Raw genomic sequence first — 17,321 nt, 5'->3', positions numbered from 1 at the left:
TTTTTATGAGAAAAAAGTACTGTTTTTAATCCAAAGGATTTCCATTTTTATCAGGGCTAGGAATATCTTAATTAACCTGAATTGTTGGGATGTAAACGGTTTATTTTGCATCAGTACTGCATTTCAATAGTAAAAATCTCAAGGTGAATATTTGGAATTTAAAAAGAACAAGATTGAATATCCAAAAGTATCAAGGGGTTTTCTTCTCAAGATTATAAATTAAAAAGGTGTATCATAGAATTTAGTGTTGCTTTGGGAATCTTCGTGCAGTATTTTAAAAACGTCTTTCCGCTGCGATAGGTTTGCTTATCAATAGCAATCCAATAAAAGCTATAAGTCCATTTAGGATGATGAGTTCATTGTCAAATACGTATCCAAAAAATAAGGTCTTTGAATTTTCGCTTATAAAGTAGGTTAGCGCCGGAGCCAATAGACAGATCCATGGTGCAAATTTATCTTTGACTGTTTTTGATTTGGCAAACAACCCAAAGCAATACAGTCCTAATAGTGGGCCATACGTATACGATGCTACCCTAAAAATCATTCCAACCACAGAGCTGTCATTGATTGTGTTAAAAAATACAATCACCAGAAACATTAAAAATGAAAAGGCAATATGAACAAAATGTCTGTTGCGCACTACGTTGGGTTTGTTTCGGTTCTCTTCTTTGTCCATACCCAAAAAATCGACGCAAAACGAGGTCGTCAGAGCCGTTAATGCGGAGTCTGTAGTCGCAAAGGTAGCGGCGGTCAATCCCAATAAAAAAATGACGGATGGAATTAGTGTCAAATGATGAAAAGCAATTTCTGGAAAAAGTAAATCGGTTCTAGGTTTTCCAGTTATTAAATCGGTAGGGACTGCAATTCCATTCTTATTCGCATAAATGTAAAGCAGGGCGCCCACACTTAAAAAGAAAATGTTGATCAGTACAAATATTCCCGTAAAGGTAAACATGTTTTTTTGGGCTTCGCCAATGTTCTTGCAGCTCAGGTTCTTCTGCATTAAATCCTGATCTAAGCCGACCATAGCAATAGTGACAAAAATTCCTCCCAGAATTTGTTTGACAAAATGAAACTTATTGGATACAAAATCTTCAAAGAAAAAGACTTTCGAATAATTGCTGTTTTTTACTGCTTCAAAAGCGTCAAAAACACCTAAGTTTAAACTTTTACAAATAAAGTAAATGGTCAAAAAAACAGAAGTTACTAAGAAGAAAGTTTGTAATGTATCCGTGATGATGATGGTTTTCAATCCACCGCGGTAGGTATAAGCAAATATTAAAGCCAGCGAAATCAAAACGGTAATGGCAAATGGGATTCCATAAAAGTCAAAAACATAGCGCTGTAAAACAATCACCACAAGATACAGTCGAAACGAAGAGCCTATTGTTCGGCTGATCAAGAAAATGGTGGCGGCAGTTTTATAGGAATAAATGCCCAATCGCTGTTCGATATAGCCGTAAATCGAAGTTAGATTCAAGCGGTAATATAGCGGCAAGAGTATTTTTGCAATGATGATAAAGCCAATTGCATTTCCTAAAACAAATTGAAAATACTTGAATTGCTCCCCATTTGGCGACCCTACTTCCCCGGGAACCGAAATGAATGTAACTCCAGAAAGTGCCGTTCCAATCATTCCAAAGGCGACTAAATACCATTTTGAATTTTTGTTGGCTTTAAAAAAAGCATCATTTCCACTGTCTTTTTTACTGACAAAATGGGAAATCAAAAATAAAATGCCAAAATAGACGATAATAAGGAGTAGGATAGTGCTTGGGGCCATTTGCTGAGTTTGAAGTGACCAAAATACGATTTTTTGGTTAATCGATGAATCGGGAATTTGTTTATTTGAAAACGAGTACACATTCATCTTTACGCTCTGCGAAGGAAGAAGGTCACTTTGTTGAAAAAATGCTAACTAGATTGACCTCTGAAATGATAAAAGGTATTGTTTAGATGGTGGATCTCAAACTCCGATTATTGTCAAAGTAAATTCTTTGGTGGTTTTTGCTCATTATCTCATTTTCTAATTCTTCGAATTATCTAATTGACTACTTTTGCAGTTATGGAATTTTCTTCGAAATTAATAGAGAAAGCAGTGAACGAGATGTCTCAGTTACCAGGAATTGGTAAACGAACAGCACTGCGATTGGTGTTGCATTTGTTAAAACAACCCAAAGAGCAAACCGGTTTTTTGTCACAAGCTTTGGTTGCTATGCGGGAGGATATTAAGTACTGCGAGAGTTGCCACAACATTTCGGATAGTGTGTTGTGTGAAATTTGCGCCAATAAAAACCGTAATCACCAGATAATTTGTGTTGTGGAGGATATTCGCGATGTAATGGCAATAGAAAATACGGGTCAGTTTAGAGGGATTTATCACGTACTGGGCGGTAAAATTTCGCCGATAGATGGCGTTGGCCCCAGCCAATTAAACATCACCACTTTGGTTGAAAAAGTAAAGTCGGGCGTGGTGAATGAAATTATTTTTGCCTTGAGCTCCACGATGGAAGGGGATACTACTAATTTTTATATTTACCGGCAAATAACGGACTGTGAGATAATAATTTCAACAATAGCCAGAGGGATTTCAGTAGGGGACGAACTGGAATATGCGGATGAAGTTACGCTGGGAAGAAGTATTTTACATCGAATTCCATTTGAAAAGTCTTTTAAAAACAATTAATACACGTAAAGAATAGCGATGCTTTTTAAATCGTAAATGAAAAGCTATATTTGTCGCTTAAAAAATATTAAAAATGAGCAAATCCGTATTCTATTTGTTGCTAGTTACTAGTGTGTTGCTTACCTCTTGTATTCCAACTAAGGATTTAATTTATCTTCAGAAAAAGGATAATTCGCAACCAGAAGCTACCATCGCAGCAGTAGAGGCCAAGCCTTATCGATTGCAGATCAATGATGTGTTGAGTATTACTATAAAAGCCATCGATCCTAAATTAGTGGCTATCTTTAGCACTTCCAACGAAGGTAGTGCAGCAGGTAAGTCAGAATCGGGATTGTATTTTGATGGTTTTACAGTTGATGATCATGGTATGATTAGAGTCCCTGTTTTGGGAGATTTAAACGTAATTGGTTATACGCTAGATGAAGTAAGGATTCGGATTGAAAAGCAATTATTAGCGGAATATTTCAATAAAGAGGCAAATGTTTTTGTGACTGTAAAATTAGCGGGTTTTCGTTATACCATCAATGGAGAAATAGGTGGTCCTGGCACCAAGACCTTGTTTCAAGAGCATGTGAATATTATGGAAGCTATTGCAAATGCTGGAGATATAACCATTACTGGAGATAGAAAAGCAGTTACAATCATGCGAAAAACACCAACAGGAGTTGAAATGCATGATCTGGATCTAACGGACATAAATGTAATGCGTTCCCCTTATTTTTACTTGCAGCCTAATGATTATGTTTACATCAAGCCACTCAAACAAAAAACGTGGGGCACTGGAAAAACAGGAATCGAATCATTGGGGACGATTATCACACTGTTATCATTAGCCACAACTACTTTCTTGTTGTTAAAAAATTAAAAACCAAAATTAAAAAATGTTAGATATAAAAGATTTTTCGATTTTTGAAAATCAAGTCAGTTTTGACTTTAAAGGATTCTTAATAAAAATCGGGAGTTATTGGAAGTGGTTTTTGATCAGTTTATTAATCACTTTTACGATTGCTTATCAAGTCAATATACGCAAGGAGAAAATCTATGGTATGGAGACGCTTATTGCTGTAAAAGAAGAAAGTAATCCGCTTTTTACGTCAAATACGAGTTTGGTCTTCAATTGGGGTGGTACTTCTGATCAGGTTCAAACCATTTCAACCACCTTGCAATCTCGTTCTCATAACGAGTTAGTTGTAGATAAGCTGCAATATTATATTAATTACTTGGTTCAAGGGGATTATAATTTAGTCGATGCGTACGGTGCTGTTCCGTTTTTTGTAAATATTGATAAAACTAAGGGACAACTTACGGGAATGCTCATAGCGATTAAGTTTGTAAGTGAAAATGAATATGAAATCAGAATCCCATTTGAAAACCCTAGCGTTTCCATACTCACTTATTCAAATAACACGTACAGTAATACTGCAGTGGAACCGGGCGAATTTGTCAAAAGATATAAAGTCGGACAACAAGTGGCGCTGCCTTTTTTAAATTGGAAATTGCAAATAAACGATAATCCTGGTTTCTACAAAGGAAACGAATATTTCGTGCAATTTAACGATTTTGACGGAACAGTTTCCGGTTACAAAGGCATCAGTGTACAGTCAGATGACAAAGGAGGTTCCATCATTACTTTAGGAATGCAAGGAACAAACAAAGCTAGAATGGTAGAATATTTGAATTCCACTGTTAAAATGCTTATCAAAAGACAGTTGGATAGTAAGAATCAATTTGCGACAAATACCATTGCTTTTATAGATAGCACATTAGTTACAATGGAATCCCAATTAAAGGAAACGGGAAACGAACTGAAAACCTTCAGACAGGGAAAGAATATTTATGATATTGAGGAAGGCGGAGCTAAATTCTCAGAAAAGATTTTAGAGTTTGATGTCAAGAAAGACGAGGTTAATCGTAAAATGGCCTATTATAATTCCTTAAAAGCATACCTTAAAAATAGCGTGAATTATGCAAAACTACCAGCACCATCGGTAGCAGGAATCGAAGATCCAAATATTGTGGTTAATGTTTCCAAGTTAATCGCCTTATCCACTCAAAGATCAGAAATGGCCTACGCGGTAAAAAGCGACAAGATTTTCAAAGATTTTGACAATCAGATGGAAGCCGTTAAAAATGTATTGCTGGAGAACATCGCCACCGCTAAATCCTCATTACAGTATGATTTAGCCATGGTTAGCAGTAAAATCAATGAAACAGAGAGTACCATAAAACAACTTCCCGAGGACCAACAAGAGCTCATAAAAATCAAAAGGAAATACGATTTAAGCGATAATATCTATAGTACTTTTTTGCAAAAAAGAAGCGAAGCAGATATTGTTAAAGCAGCCAATCTTTCCGATGTTCATTTTATAGATCCTGCCAAAGATGTCGGTGGAGGCTTAATTGGACCCAAAACCTCTGTGAATTATGTACTGGCTTTATTTCTGGGAATTCTTTTTCCGTTGATTTTTGTGTTCGCTGTTTTTTTTATCAATAATTCGGTTCAAAATACCGAAGACATTAGTAAAATGACAAAAATTCCTTTAATAGGCGTGGTGGGCGTAAATAGAGAACACACTAATTTAGCTGTTTATGATCGGCCTAAATCTGCTTTATCGGAATCCTTTAGAGCCATCCGTTCATCGCTTCAATTTTTGTACAAACAACAAAATGTAGATGGAGCCAAAACCTTGATGATCACTTCTTCGGTCAGTGGCGAGGGAAAAACATTTTGCTCGATAAACATCGCTACCGTATTTGCCTTGAGCGAGAAAAAAACCGTAGTTATTGGTCTTGATTTAAGAAAACCTAAATTGGCATCCGAATTTAATTTGTCCAATGACGTGGGGATAGTTAATTATTTAATCAAACAAAAAACAGTTGATGAAATTATAAACCATACTCACATTCCATATTTGGACGTTATTTTATCAGGTCCTATTCCGCCCAATCCAGCGGAGATGATTATGAGTGAAGGAATGGGAGAGTTAATTGAAGAATTAAAGAAAAAATACGATTATATTATTCTAGATACGCCGCCAGTAGGGTTGGTTTCTGATGCATTAGAATTAGCGCAATATTGTGATGTAACGCTGTATATTGTAAGACAGAACTTTACTAAAAAAGACATGATTACTTTGTTAAACAATAGGGTCAAACGTGGAGAACTGAACAATACCAGCATTATTTTAAATGGTTTAGAAAATAAAGCAAAATACGGAACGGGTTATGGGTACGGCTACGGTTATGGCTACGGGTATGGAACGTATGCCAACGGTTATTATGAAGAAGAAAAGCCAAAGAGTATTTATCAAAAAGTAGCACAAAAAATATTAAAAAAACCGAGGCAGTAAGGGTTGGATTTAAAACAAAATAAAATGAAAGTGGACATGCAAAAAGTGATTTTAATTACCGGAGGGGCAGGTTTTATAGGGTCTAATCTTTGTGATTATTTTTTATCAAAAGGAGAAAAGGTTGTTTGTTTGGATAATTTTGCAACAGGACACAGACACAACTTAAAGAACTTTATAAATCATCCTAACTTTAGCTTGATAGAAGGTGATATTCGCAACGCTACAGATTGCGCAACTGCGGTAAAAGGCGTAGATTACGTTTTACATCAAGCAGCTTTAGGGTCTGTGCCAAGGTCTTTGAAGGATCCTGTGACCACTAATGATGTGAATGTGACCGGTTTCTTGAATATGCTAGTAGCAGCAAGAGATGAAAAAGTGAAACGTTTTATATATGCGGCAAGTTCCTCTACTTATGGTGACTCAGAATCTTTGCCAAAAGTTGAAGAAGTAATTGGTAAGCCACTTTCTCCTTATGCTATAACAAAGTATGTAAATGAGTTGTATGCCGAAATTTTTAGTAAAACCTATGGTTTAGAGACGATTGGTTTGCGTTATTTTAATGTTTTTGGTAGAAAGCAGGATCCTAATGGCGCTTATGCTGCGGTTATCCCAAAATTTGTAATGCAATTGATGCAATTAGAAAGTCCAAAAATAAATGGAGATGGGAACTATTCTAGAGATTTTACATATATTGACAATGTAATTCAAATGAATGAGCTGGCTATGTTAACAGCTAACCCAGAGGCTGTCAATACGATTTATAATACGGCTTATGGCGACCGAAATACATTGAATAATTTACTAGATTATTTGAAAGAATATTTATCAGAATACGATCCGCGTATTGGTACTGTTAGCGTGGAATACGGTCCCAATAGAGCAGGAGATATTCCTCACTCCTTAGCCAGTATTGATAAAGCAAAAAATCTGCTGGGATACAATCCAAAATATTCCATGCAAGAAGGGCTAAAAGAGGCGGTTGGCTGGTATTGGAATAATTTAAGATAGAAGATTTTTGTCGTCTGTTATCTGTTATGAGTTGTCTGTTATGAGTTATCTGTTATGAGTTATCTGTTATGAGTTGTCTGTTGTGGGTTATCTGTTTTCTGTTATGAGTTATCTGTTATCTGTTGTGGTTTATGTGTTATGGGTTATGAGTTATCTGTTATGAGTTGTCTGTTATCTGTTGTGGGTTATCTGTTATGAGTTATCTGTTTTATGTTTTGAGTTATCCGATATGAATTTTCTGTTATTACACGAATAGTTGCGGATTGAGAATAGCCAGCAAATAAAAACAAAAGATACTCGTTAATAAACCGAAAACAGACAACAGAAAACGGAGAACCGAAAACCGAGTACGGACAACCGAGAACAGAAAACCGAAAACCGACAACCGAAAACAGAAAACGGAAAACGGACAACAGAAAACCGAGAACAGAAAACCGAGAACCGAAAACCGAGAACCGAGAACGGAAAACCGAAAACGGACAACGAACAACCGAAAACGGAGAACCGACAACGGACAACGAACAACCGAAAACGGAGAACCGACAACCGAAAACCGACAACCGAAAACGAGCAACCGAAAACAGTAAATATGAAAAGCTACAAGGATTTAGATATATACACTTTGGCGTTAGCATTGTTTTATAGAACACATCGGCTTTCGTTACAATTACCAAAGTATGAATTATATGAATTAGGCAGCCAAATTAGAAGGTCCTCTGATTCTGTGGCAACTAATATTGTGGAGGGCTATGGTAGAAAAAGATATAAGATGGATTTTATAAAGTTCTTAACATATTCTCATGCAAGTAATTTGGAAACAATTTGTCATCTAGAGAAGTTAGCAGTTCTCTATCCAAATGTATCAACTGAAATGATTACTTTACAAAAAGAGTACGATGTATTAGGCGCAAAATTATTTTCATTTTTACGCTATGTTGAAAGCAATTGGAATAAATTTGAGTAAAGAATTGTTTGTTATGAGTTATCTGTTAGGGGTTGTCTGTTATGAGTTATCCGTTATGAGTTATCTGTTGTGAGTTGTCTGTTATAGGTTATCTGTTGTGAGTTATCTGTTGTGAGTTATGTGTTGTGAGTTGTCTGTTATCTGTTATGAGTTGTCTGTTATGGGTTATCTGTTAGGAGTTGTCTGTTGTGAGTTATCCGTTAGGGGTTGTCTGTTATGAGTTATCCGTTATGAGTTATCTGTTGTGAGTTATCTGTTGTCTGTAATGCGTTATCTGTAATGCGTTATTTATTGTGAGTTGTCTGTTATCTGTTATGAGTTGTCTGTTATGGGTTATCTGTTAGGGGTTGTCTGTTGTGAGTTATCTGTGATGAGTTATCTGTTGTCTGTAATGCGTTATCTGTAATGCGTTATTTATTGTGAGTTGTCTGTTATCTGTTATGAGTTATCTGTTATGGGTTATCTGTTATGGGTTATCTGTTATGAGTTATCTGATATCCGATATGAGTTTTCTGTTATTACACGAATAGTTGCGGATTGAGAATAGCTAGCAAATAAAAATAGAAGATACTCGTTAATAAACCGAAAACCGAAAACCGAGAACGGACAACCGAAAACAGAAAACAGAAAACAGAAAACAGAAAACGGACAACCGAAAACTGAAAACGGAGAACAAACAACCGAAAACGGAGAACAAACAACCGAAAACAGAAAACAGAAAACGGACAACCGAAAACTGAAAACGGAGAACAAACAACCGAAAACAGACAACCGAAAACCGAAAACCGAAAACCGAAAACAGACAACCGAAAACAGACAACCGAAAACCGAAAACAGATAACCAATAACCAACAAAGAATATAAAAAGAAAGAAATGAAAATCACAAAAATTTGTTGCATAGGAGCAGGGTACGTTGGTGGTCCCACTATGGCAGTTATAGCACAAAAATGTCCGCAAATACAAGTTACCGTTGTGGATTTGAATGCAGAACGTATTGCAGCTTGGAATGATGAGAATGTAAATAATATACCAATATATGAGCCTGGCTTGGACGCGATTGTTGGGGAAGCGAGAGGAAGAAATTTATTTTTTTCTACTGATGTCGATAAGGCCATAGCCGAATCTCAAATCATCTTTATCTCGGTTAATACACCCACAAAAACGTACGGAAAAGGAAAAGGTATGGCCGCAGATTTAAAATACATAGAATTGTGCGCCAGACAAATCGCCAGAGTAGCCAAAGACAATAAAATTGTAGTGGAGAAATCGACACTTCCAGTAAGAACTGCCGAAGCGATAAAAAGTATTTTGGATAATACCGGTAATGGAGTGCAGTTTCAAATATTGTCTAACCCAGAATTTTTAGCCGAAGGAACTGCCGTTCAAGACTTGTTAAATCCAGATCGGATATTGATAGGTGGTGATGCCACAGAGGAAGGTCGCAAAGCAATCCAAGCATTAGTGGATGTGTATGCCAATTGGGTTCCGGAGGATAAAATATTGACCACAAATGTTTGGTCTTCAGAATTGTCAAAACTTACTGCTAATGCTTTCTTGGCACAACGGATTTCCTCCATTAATGCCATGTCGGAGCTTTGTGAAAAAACAGGAGCCGATGTCAATGAAGTAGCTAAAGCTATCGGGATGGACAGCAGAATTGGATCAAAGTTTCTAAAAGCGTCAGTAGGGTTTGGAGGTTCTTGCTTTCAAAAAGACATTCTGAATTTAGTGTACATCGCAAAATCGTATGGATTAAATGAAGTAGCAGATTATTGGGAACAAGTAATCATAATGAATGACCATCAGAAAAAGCGGTTCTCCAACAACATCGTTCAAACGCTTTACAATACAGTTTCCGACAAAAAAATCGCGTTTTTGGGTTGGGCATTCAAAAAAGACACCAATGATACCAGAGAATCGGCTGCTATTTATGTTGCTGATGATTTAATTAACGAGCACGCAAAAATTGCCGTTTATGACCCAAAGGTTTCCAATAAAAAAATCTTGGATGATTTAAATTATTTAGAAACCCGAACTGCAGCAAATAATGCGAGTAGCATCAGCTCATTTACAGATCCGTATGAAGCCTGCCAAAATGCACATGCTATTGCTGTGCTGACAGAGTGGGATGAATTTATAACCTATGATTGGCAAAAAATTTATGATTCCATGCAGAAACCAGCTTTTGTTTTTGATGGTCGAAATTTATTGAATGGCCCTAACTTAGAGGCGATTGGGTTTGTATATCAAGCGGTAGGCTCTTAAAAAAAGGAAGTAGCGATTTTTGTTTGATCGGATGAAATGATTTTCATTCTAAAGAAGATTTAAAAGAGTAGAAAACAGAATCAATAAAAAGAAACGCATTTTTATTGCAATACAAAACATAAGATGAATTGGTATGTAGTGTATACAAAACCCAAATGGGAGAAAAAAGTAGCAGAACAATTAAAAAATAGTGGAATAGAGTGCTATTGTCCTTTGATTACTCAAATCCGACAATGGTCCGATCGAAAGAAAAAAGTAGAAGTACCTCTTTTTAACTCCTATGTTTTTGTTCAGTTAGCGGAATCAGAGCGGAACTCCGTATTTCAATCCGTTGGAGCAGTTCGGTATTTATTTTGGCTAGGGAAGCCGGCTGTTGTTCGCGATGAAGAAATCAGTATAATAAAGAAATGGCTCGACACTTCGGATTGTATTGATGTAACCGTGGGGGGGTATCAAATTGGAGACTCCATACAGTTGGAATCCGGCCCTTTTATGGCACAAAAGGCTACAATTCAAGAGATGACGAATACCCATTATGTGTTGGTTTTGGAATCTTTGGGGTGTGTTTTGAAAATGAAAATAAAATAGGGAAACAGACTAAAATAAGGTGGCTAGTTTTAAAATAAAAGAAGTGTAAGCTATTGATTTACTTATTTCTGCAAAATAAATAAATTGTGCTCCACTTTCCACATCATGGTTGCTTAAACAAATACGCTAGCAGTCGCTTTAACAATCAAGTTAAATAAGACGGAACTACAGTGTTCCTCTGCGGCTGTTTAACTGTAGTTGGTTTTTTAATAGCTCCTGCTGAAGATTAGCGGTAGCCAAGATGTTGATGTAGTGTAGAAAGATGTGTATTGTAAAGTAGAGGGAAAGTAGTTTTTCAACGCGATCGGAAGCATGATGTCAAAAAATTAATTGGATTTTAAATATTAAGTATAAAGTTAAATGAAAAAAATAGTAATAACGGGAGGTGCTGGATTTATTGGGTCTCATGTAGTTCGTTTGTTTGTTACCAAATATCCAGAATATCATATTTATAATTTGGATGCCCTTACTTATGCAGGTAATTTAGAAAATTTGGTCGATATTGAAAACGAACCCAATTATACTTTTGTAAAAGGCGATATTACGGATGAAGCTTTCATTGCTGATTTGTTTGACAAACATCAATTCGACGGGGTAATTCATTTGGCTGCAGAATCACATGTGGATCGATCCATTGAAGATCCACTAGCCTTTGTAAAAACCAATGTTTTTGGGACGGTACATTTGCTCAATGCAGCAAAAAAGCAATGGATGAATAAACTAGAAGGCAAACGTTTTTATCACATCAGTACCGATGAGGTTTATGGGTCTTTAGGCGCAGAGGGACTTTTTACAGAAACGACTGCTTATGATCCTAATTCTCCGTATTCCGCCTCTAAAGCGAGTTCAGATCATTTTGTAAGAGCGTACGGTGAAACGTATGATTTTCCTTTTGTGATAACCAACTGTTCTAATAACTATGGTCCTAATCATTTTCCTGAAAAGCTAATTCCTTTATTTATAAATAACATAATTAACAACAAACCATTGCCCGTATATGGTGATGGGAATTACACGCGAGACTGGCTTTTTGTAGTGGATCATGCGAGTGCAATTGATTTGGTTTTTCACCGTGGAAAAAATCACGAGACCTATAATATTGGTGGCTTCAATGAGTGGAAAAATATTGATTTAGTCCGTCTTTTGTGTTCTATTATGGATGGTAAACTGGGTCGTCCTGCTGGCAAATCAGCAGAATTAATTACGTACGTAAAAGACAGACCAGGACATGATTTGCGCTACGCTATTGATGCTTCTAAAATAAATAAGGAACTAGGGTGGAAACCATCGGTGACTTTTGAACAAGGATTAGAAATCACAGTAAGCTGGTATTTAGACAATTCGGACTGGTTGCAGCACGTTACTTCTGGTGCGTACGCTTCCTATTATGAAAAACAGTATTTGTAAGTGTAGCTTCGTACAGGATAGTAAAAGAATACTATAAAGAGACACTACAATTGTTCTGATTTTGGAAGAGCACGAATAGTATTTCATTTTCGGCTTTATTAGTTATTGATTTTCAAGTAATTAGTATTTTTAGATTCAGTCAAAATAATTTTTTAACATCGATTTGTTAGTCGGTAGCCATTTTAATGACCTTTTGTAAGTATATTTGCGCCCTGAAAATAATCCAGTTCTTATTCATTTATGTGAGTTTGAACTGCGTAGCGGTGGAGTAAAAGGAACACAAGTAATCAGAATTAGTAGGAAATGAGTTCAAATAAAAAAATAGCAGTAATTGGTTTGGGTTATGTAGGCTTGCCATTAGCAAGACTATTTGCCACAAAACATGCTGTAGTAGGATTTGATATCAATCAATCTCGTGTTGCTTCCTTACAATCGGGTACGGATACGACCTTTGAGGTTGAAGATGCCGTTTTACAAAAAGTACTTTTAGACCGGCCGAGTGATTGCAATGGTTTGTACTGTACCACTGATATAGCCCATCTGGCAACGTGTAATTATTACATTGTAACGGTTCCCACTCCAGTAGATAAAAACAATCGTCCTGACTTAAATCCGCTGTATAAATCCAGTGCAACAGTAGGAAAGGTCTTGAAAAAAGGGGATATCGTTATTTATGAATCTACCGTATATCCTGGCGCAACAGAGGAAGAGTGTGTACCCGTTTTAGAAAAATTTTCCGGATTGCAGTTTAATGTTGATTTTTTTGTAGGCTATTCGCCCGAACGCATTAACCCAGGAGACAAAGAACACACGGTAGAGAAAATTTTAAAAATCACTTCGGGATCTACGCCAGAAACGGGGGTAGAAGTCAATGAATTATACCAATCTGTTATTACGGCAGGAACTCATTTGGCACCGACCATAAAAGTAGCAGAAGCAGCCAAAGTCATTGAGAACTCCCAGCGGGATATCAATATTGCTTTTGTCAACGAATTAGCTAAGATCTTTAACTTGATGAATATTGATACCCATGCAGTATTAGCCGCAGCAGGAACGAAGTGGAATTTTCTTCCTTTCAAACCAGGTTTAGTGGGCGGACACTGCATCGGCGTTGATCCGTATTACTTAGCACAACGGGCACAGGAATTTGGTTATCATCCGGAAATTATCTTGGCAGGACGTCGCTTGAATGATAGTATGGGGGATTACGTTGCGTCGCAGATTGTGAAATTAATGATTAAAAAAGGGATTTCAGTGAATGGCGCTACGTTATTAATGCTGGGAATTACTTTTAAAGAGAACTGCCCTGATGTGCGCAATACAAAAATTGTTGATGTGATCACTGCCTTGGCAGATTATGGAATTACGATCACCATTTTTGATCCTATGGCAAATCCAGCCGAAGTGCAACATGAATATTCACTAGTAACGACTGCTGAATTGCCTACTCAAAAATTTGATGCCGTAGTTTTAGGCGTTGCACACCGAGAATTCCTAGCTATTGATTTTTCTAAATTGCAAAATACCAACAGTTTGTTGTATGATGTAAAAGGAATTCTAGGGAATGTGGCTGACGGAAGACTATAGATCAGACACTCCCAAAAAGAATTAAAATATAAAGACTAGAGAAATATGGAAAATAAGCATTCAATTACACATGTAATTCTTACCGGTGGTGTTGGTAGCCGTTTGTGGCCCTTATCCCGTAAAAGCCAGCCCAAGCAATATTTAGCATTGTTTGAAGGAAAGTCTTTGTTTGAAATGACTGTAGAGCGCAATCGCAATGTTGCTGATACCATTATGGTCGTCGGAAATAGCGATAATTGTCATCTAAGTAAAAAAGTATTGGAAAAATCAAACACTTCCTATATTGATATTGTAGAGTCCACTCCCAGAAATACAGCAGCAGCCATCGCTTTTGCCGCTTTTGCATCTGATCCAGAAGCCATATTGATTGTCACTCCCTCCGATCATATCATTGATAAGATGGAAGAGTACGAAGCCGCTATAAGTGATGCTATTGAAAAGGCTTCAAAAGGATATATAGTAACTTTTGGAATTATCCCTACTAAACCAGAAACAGGCTATGGTTACATCGAAAGAAAAGGGGATGATGTCCTTTCTTTTAGAGAAAAACCAAATCAGGTTACAGCAAGAGATTTTATTTCGCGCGGTAACTTTTTATGGAATAGTGGTATGTTTTGCTTTAAAGCAGGCGTATTTTTAGAAGAGTTAAAAACATTTACCCCCGAAGTTTATGAAAAATCCAAAATTGCATGGGAAGCCAATCAAAATGGAAAATTAGATTTAAACTTATCCCTTGATATACCATCCATCAGTATTGATTATGCTGTTATGGAGCGAAGTAAGAAAATTAAGGTGGTTTCTTCTACCTTTGTTTGGTCGGATCTAGGCTCTTTTGAATCGGTTTATGATTACTTGATTACGATAGGTCATCCGGTGGATGAAAATGGCAATATGGCTATAGGTACTACTAATTATACTGCTTTTATTGGGGTCAAGGACACTATTTTTGTTTATACCGATACTGCCAATTTAATATTGAAAAAAGAATTTTCTCAGGATGTCAAAAGCGTATATAGTAAATTGGAACGAGACAAATCAGATCTCTTGAATTGATATAACTATGAAAATAAATACTAAAATATACATAGCAGGGCATAATGGTATGGTTGGCAGCGCTATTTGGAGAATCCTTTCTGCAAAAGGATACACAAACTTAATTGGAGTTTCTAGTAAAGATTTGGATTTAAGAAATCAACAAGCAGTTCGCGATTTCATATCAAAAGAAAAACCAGAAGTAATTATTGATGCTGCGGCAAAAGTAGGCGGTATTTTGGCAAACAATAATTTTCCATATCAATTCCTTATGGAAAATATGCAAATTCAAAATAATCTAATTGATACGGCGGTGCAATCCGGTGTTGAGAAGTTTATTTTCTTGGGGAGTTCTTGTATTTATCCAAAACTTGCACCACAACCCCTGAAAGAAGAGTATTTGCTGACAAATTCTTTAGAGCCTACGAATGAATGGTATGCGATTGCAAAAATTACGGGGGTCAAAGCCTGTCAAGCAATCCGAAATCAATTTGATAAAGATTATGTAAGCTTGATGCCTACCAATTTATATGGTACTCATGATAATTTCGACCTAAATTCTTCACATGTCTTACCTGCCATGATGCGTAAGTTTCATGAGGCGAAAGAAAACAATAATGCTGCCGTTACCCTTTGGGGAAGTGGAACCCCGATGAGGGAGTTTCTTTTTGTAGATGATATGGCAGCTTCTGTTGTATTTGCCTTAGAAAATAAATTACCAGAATATTTATACAACGTAGGAACAGGCGAAGATTTAACGATAAAACAGTTAGCAGAAACCATCCAAAAAATCACCGGACATCAAGGTGCCATTATTTGGGATAAAACAAAACCAGATGGTACACCAAGGAAACTGATGGATGTTGCCAAGATGCACGCATTAGGGTGGAAACACAAGGTCCAATTACAAGAAGGGATCCAAAAAACTTATACATGGTTTTTGGAGAATATTGAAAATTATAAAGAAGTAAAATTGTAAATTGATTGCATTCTTCCTTCCATTGCAAAGCGTTTTTCGCTCAGCAATTAATGAATTTTGAATAAAGAATCTTAATCAATTAGCTTTTATCAACAAAAGACAAAAACAAATTAATAATCATGGCAGCACAGAAAATAGCCCTTGTAACAGGAATCACGGGACAAGACGGATCTTATTTAGCAGAATTATTATTAGAGAAAGGATATATCGTTCATGGGGTGAAACGCCGTGCATCGTCTTTTAATACACAACGCATCGACCATATCTATCAAGATCAACATGAAGCGCATGTGAATTTTAAATTGCATTATGGTGATTTAACGGATTCTACCAATATTATAAGAATCATTCAAGAAGTACAACCGGATGAAATTTACAATTTAGGAGCAATGTCACATGTGAAGGTATCTTTTGACTCTCCTGAATATGTTGCTAATGTCGATGGAATTGGGACTTTAAGAATTCTAGAGGCGGTAAGAATATTGGGTTTAGGAAAAAAAACTAGAATTTATCAAGCGTCGACTTCTGAATTGTATGGAGGTTTAGCTGAAAATAAAAATGAAAAAGGGTTTTATGATGAAAACTCTCCATTTTATCCTCGTTCTCCTTACGGTGTAGCTAAGATTTATGGTTTTTGGATCACTAAAAACTATCGTGAGGCGTATGATATGTATGCGTGTAACGGAATCCTTTTTAATCATGAGTCTCCTAGACGTGGGGAAACTTTTGTCACCCGTAAAATTACGATGGCAACTGCGGCAATTGCCAAAGGAAAACAAGATTGCCTTTATCTAGGGAATCTAAACTCACAAAGAGATTGGGGACATGCCAAGGATTATGTAGACGCCATGTGGAGAATTTTGCAACAAGAGGTCGCGGAAGATTATGTGATTGCAACAGGTGTTACCACGTATATAAGAGATTTCGTCATTATGGCTTTTGCTGAGGTAGGTATTGCATTAAATTTTGATGGTGAAAATGAAAATGAAATCGCCACAGTTGCCTCTTGCAATAATCCATTGTATCAAGTAGAGCAAGGTAAAGTGGTGTTGCGCGTAGATCCGGAGTACTATCGTCCTACCGAAGTAGATCTTTTGATTGGTGATCCTACAAAGTCTAAAACACAATTGGGATGGGAGCCTCAGTATGATTTAGCGGCCATGGTGAAAGAAATGGTGATTAGTGATTTGAAATTATATTAAATAGAGAGTGAAATTTATAAAACGGAATTATTAATTTCAAATTATTTTGAATGGCAAATGTTCTAATTGTTTTGCCCCAGATAGGTTGTATTGTTAAAGAGATAATTTTAAAAAGTTGTCTTTGCAATTAGTCGTTTATATTTTAAAGTGAGTAAACCTTTTAAGTAATTTGCTACCTCTTTACCATACATTATTCAATTTGATCTAATGATTAATTTTTTTTGTAATGTAGAATAAAAAATAGATTGTATT

The 17,321-nt window shown here is 36.4% G+C and carries 13 protein-coding genes; 12 read left to right on the top strand and 1 reads right to left on the bottom strand.

Annotation, left to right across the window (positions count from 1 at the left end; translation table 11 throughout):
* Positions 1-274 precede the first annotated feature (274 nt).
* Positions 275-1,783, bottom strand: a complete 1,509-nt coding sequence (locus BUC11_RS02015) for a sodium:solute symporter (RefSeq protein ID WP_073351584.1) — start codon at positions 1,781-1,783, stop codon at positions 275-277.
* Positions 1,784-2,065: 282 nt separating this feature from the next.
* Between BUC11_RS02015 and recR the strand changes: the two genes are divergently transcribed.
* The 12 genes from recR to gmd all read left to right on the top strand — a co-directional run bounded on the left by recR (position 2,066) and on the right by gmd (position 17,069).
* Entirely contained in the window at positions 2,066-2,686 is a 621-nt protein-coding gene (gene recR / locus BUC11_RS02010) for a recombination mediator RecR (RefSeq protein ID WP_073351416.1), read from the top strand.
* A 73-nt stretch (positions 2,687-2,759) separates the two neighbouring features.
* Positions 2,760-3,551, top strand: a complete 792-nt coding sequence (locus BUC11_RS02005; protein ID WP_073351414.1) for a polysaccharide biosynthesis/export family protein — start codon at positions 2,760-2,762, stop codon at positions 3,549-3,551.
* 16 nt (positions 3,552-3,567) lie between these two features.
* Positions 3,568-6,036 carry a polysaccharide biosynthesis tyrosine autokinase gene (locus BUC11_RS02000; RefSeq protein ID WP_073351412.1) on the top strand — a complete coding sequence of 823 codons (2,469 nt, stop codon included), beginning with the start codon at positions 3,568-3,570 and terminating at the stop codon, positions 6,034-6,036.
* A gap of 24 nt (positions 6,037-6,060) precedes the next feature.
* Complete coding sequence (locus tag BUC11_RS01995) at positions 6,061-7,044, top strand: SDR family oxidoreductase (RefSeq protein ID WP_073351410.1); 984 nt, start codon at positions 6,061-6,063, stop codon at positions 7,042-7,044.
* A 589-nt stretch (positions 7,045-7,633) separates the two neighbouring features.
* Positions 7,634-8,008: a four helix bundle protein gene (locus BUC11_RS01985; protein ID WP_073351405.1), complete on the top strand. Its 375-nt coding sequence runs from the start codon at positions 7,634-7,636 to the stop codon at positions 8,006-8,008.
* A gap of 874 nt (positions 8,009-8,882) precedes the next feature.
* Positions 8,883-10,274, top strand: coding sequence for a UDP-glucose 6-dehydrogenase (locus BUC11_RS01975; RefSeq protein ID WP_073351403.1), 1,392 nt, complete (start codon positions 8,883-8,885; stop codon positions 10,272-10,274).
* Between the two features lie 123 nt (positions 10,275-10,397).
* Positions 10,398-10,862 carry a UpxY family transcription antiterminator gene (locus tag BUC11_RS01970; protein WP_073351401.1) on the top strand — a complete coding sequence of 155 codons (465 nt, stop codon included), beginning with the start codon at positions 10,398-10,400 and terminating at the stop codon, positions 10,860-10,862.
* Between the two features lie 360 nt (positions 10,863-11,222).
* The gene (rfbB, locus tag BUC11_RS01965) at positions 11,223-12,269 is read left to right on the top strand and encodes a dTDP-glucose 4,6-dehydratase (RefSeq protein WP_073351399.1); all 1,047 of its coding nucleotides are present in this window, start codon (positions 11,223-11,225) and stop codon (positions 12,267-12,269) included.
* Between the two features lie 303 nt (positions 12,270-12,572).
* The gene (locus tag BUC11_RS01960) at positions 12,573-13,856 is read left to right on the top strand and encodes a nucleotide sugar dehydrogenase (RefSeq protein ID WP_073351397.1); all 1,284 of its coding nucleotides are present in this window, start codon (positions 12,573-12,575) and stop codon (positions 13,854-13,856) included.
* 45 nt (positions 13,857-13,901) lie between these two features.
* Entirely contained in the window at positions 13,902-14,909 is a 1,008-nt protein-coding gene (locus BUC11_RS01955) for a mannose-1-phosphate guanylyltransferase (RefSeq protein ID WP_073351395.1), read from the top strand.
* A 7-nt stretch (positions 14,910-14,916) separates the two neighbouring features.
* A complete protein-coding gene (locus BUC11_RS01950) occupies positions 14,917-15,867 on the top strand; it encodes a GDP-L-fucose synthase family protein (RefSeq protein WP_073351392.1) in 951 nt (316 codons plus the stop codon).
* 119 nt (positions 15,868-15,986) lie between these two features.
* The gene (gmd, locus tag BUC11_RS01945; protein ID WP_073351390.1) at positions 15,987-17,069 is read left to right on the top strand and encodes a GDP-mannose 4,6-dehydratase; all 1,083 of its coding nucleotides are present in this window, start codon (positions 15,987-15,989) and stop codon (positions 17,067-17,069) included.
* Positions 17,070-17,321: the final 252 nt, after the last annotated feature.

Source organism: Flavobacterium xanthum, assembly GCF_900142695.1.
Lineage (GTDB): Bacteria > Bacteroidota > Bacteroidia > Flavobacteriales > Flavobacteriaceae > Flavobacterium > Flavobacterium xanthum.
This window is presented reverse-complemented; position numbering and strand designations above follow the sequence as displayed.

Bases quoted from the DNA above. Each gene is read 5' to 3' on its own strand.
- BUC11_RS02000 (WP_073351412.1), top strand. From the start codon at position 3,568: ATGTTAGATATAAAAGATTTTTCGATTTTTGAAAATCAAGTCAGTTTT.
- BUC11_RS01955 (WP_073351395.1), top strand. From the start codon at position 13,902: ATGGAAAATAAGCATTCAATTACACATGTAATTCTTACCGGTGGTGTT.
- BUC11_RS01995 (WP_073351410.1), top strand. From the start codon at position 6,061: ATGAAAGTGGACATGCAAAAAGTGATTTTAATTACCGGAGGGGCAGGT.
- BUC11_RS01970 (WP_073351401.1), top strand. From the start codon at position 10,398: ATGAATTGGTATGTAGTGTATACAAAACCCAAATGGGAGAAAAAAGTA.
- BUC11_RS02005 (WP_073351414.1), top strand. From the start codon at position 2,760: ATGAGCAAATCCGTATTCTATTTGTTGCTAGTTACTAGTGTGTTGCTT.
- rfbB (WP_073351399.1), top strand. From the start codon at position 11,223: ATGAAAAAAATAGTAATAACGGGAGGTGCTGGATTTATTGGGTCTCAT.
- BUC11_RS01960 (WP_073351397.1), top strand. From the start codon at position 12,573: ATGAGTTCAAATAAAAAAATAGCAGTAATTGGTTTGGGTTATGTAGGC.
- recR (WP_073351416.1), top strand. From the start codon at position 2,066: ATGGAATTTTCTTCGAAATTAATAGAGAAAGCAGTGAACGAGATGTCT.
- BUC11_RS01975 (WP_073351403.1), top strand. From the start codon at position 8,883: ATGAAAATCACAAAAATTTGTTGCATAGGAGCAGGGTACGTTGGTGGT.
- BUC11_RS01985 (WP_073351405.1), top strand. From the start codon at position 7,634: ATGAAAAGCTACAAGGATTTAGATATATACACTTTGGCGTTAGCATTG.
- BUC11_RS01950 (WP_073351392.1), top strand. From the start codon at position 14,917: ATGAAAATAAATACTAAAATATACATAGCAGGGCATAATGGTATGGTT.
- BUC11_RS02015 (WP_073351584.1), bottom strand. From the start codon at position 1,783: ATGGCCCCAAGCACTATCCTACTCCTTATTATCGTCTATTTTGGCATT.
- gmd (WP_073351390.1), top strand. From the start codon at position 15,987: ATGGCAGCACAGAAAATAGCCCTTGTAACAGGAATCACGGGACAAGAC.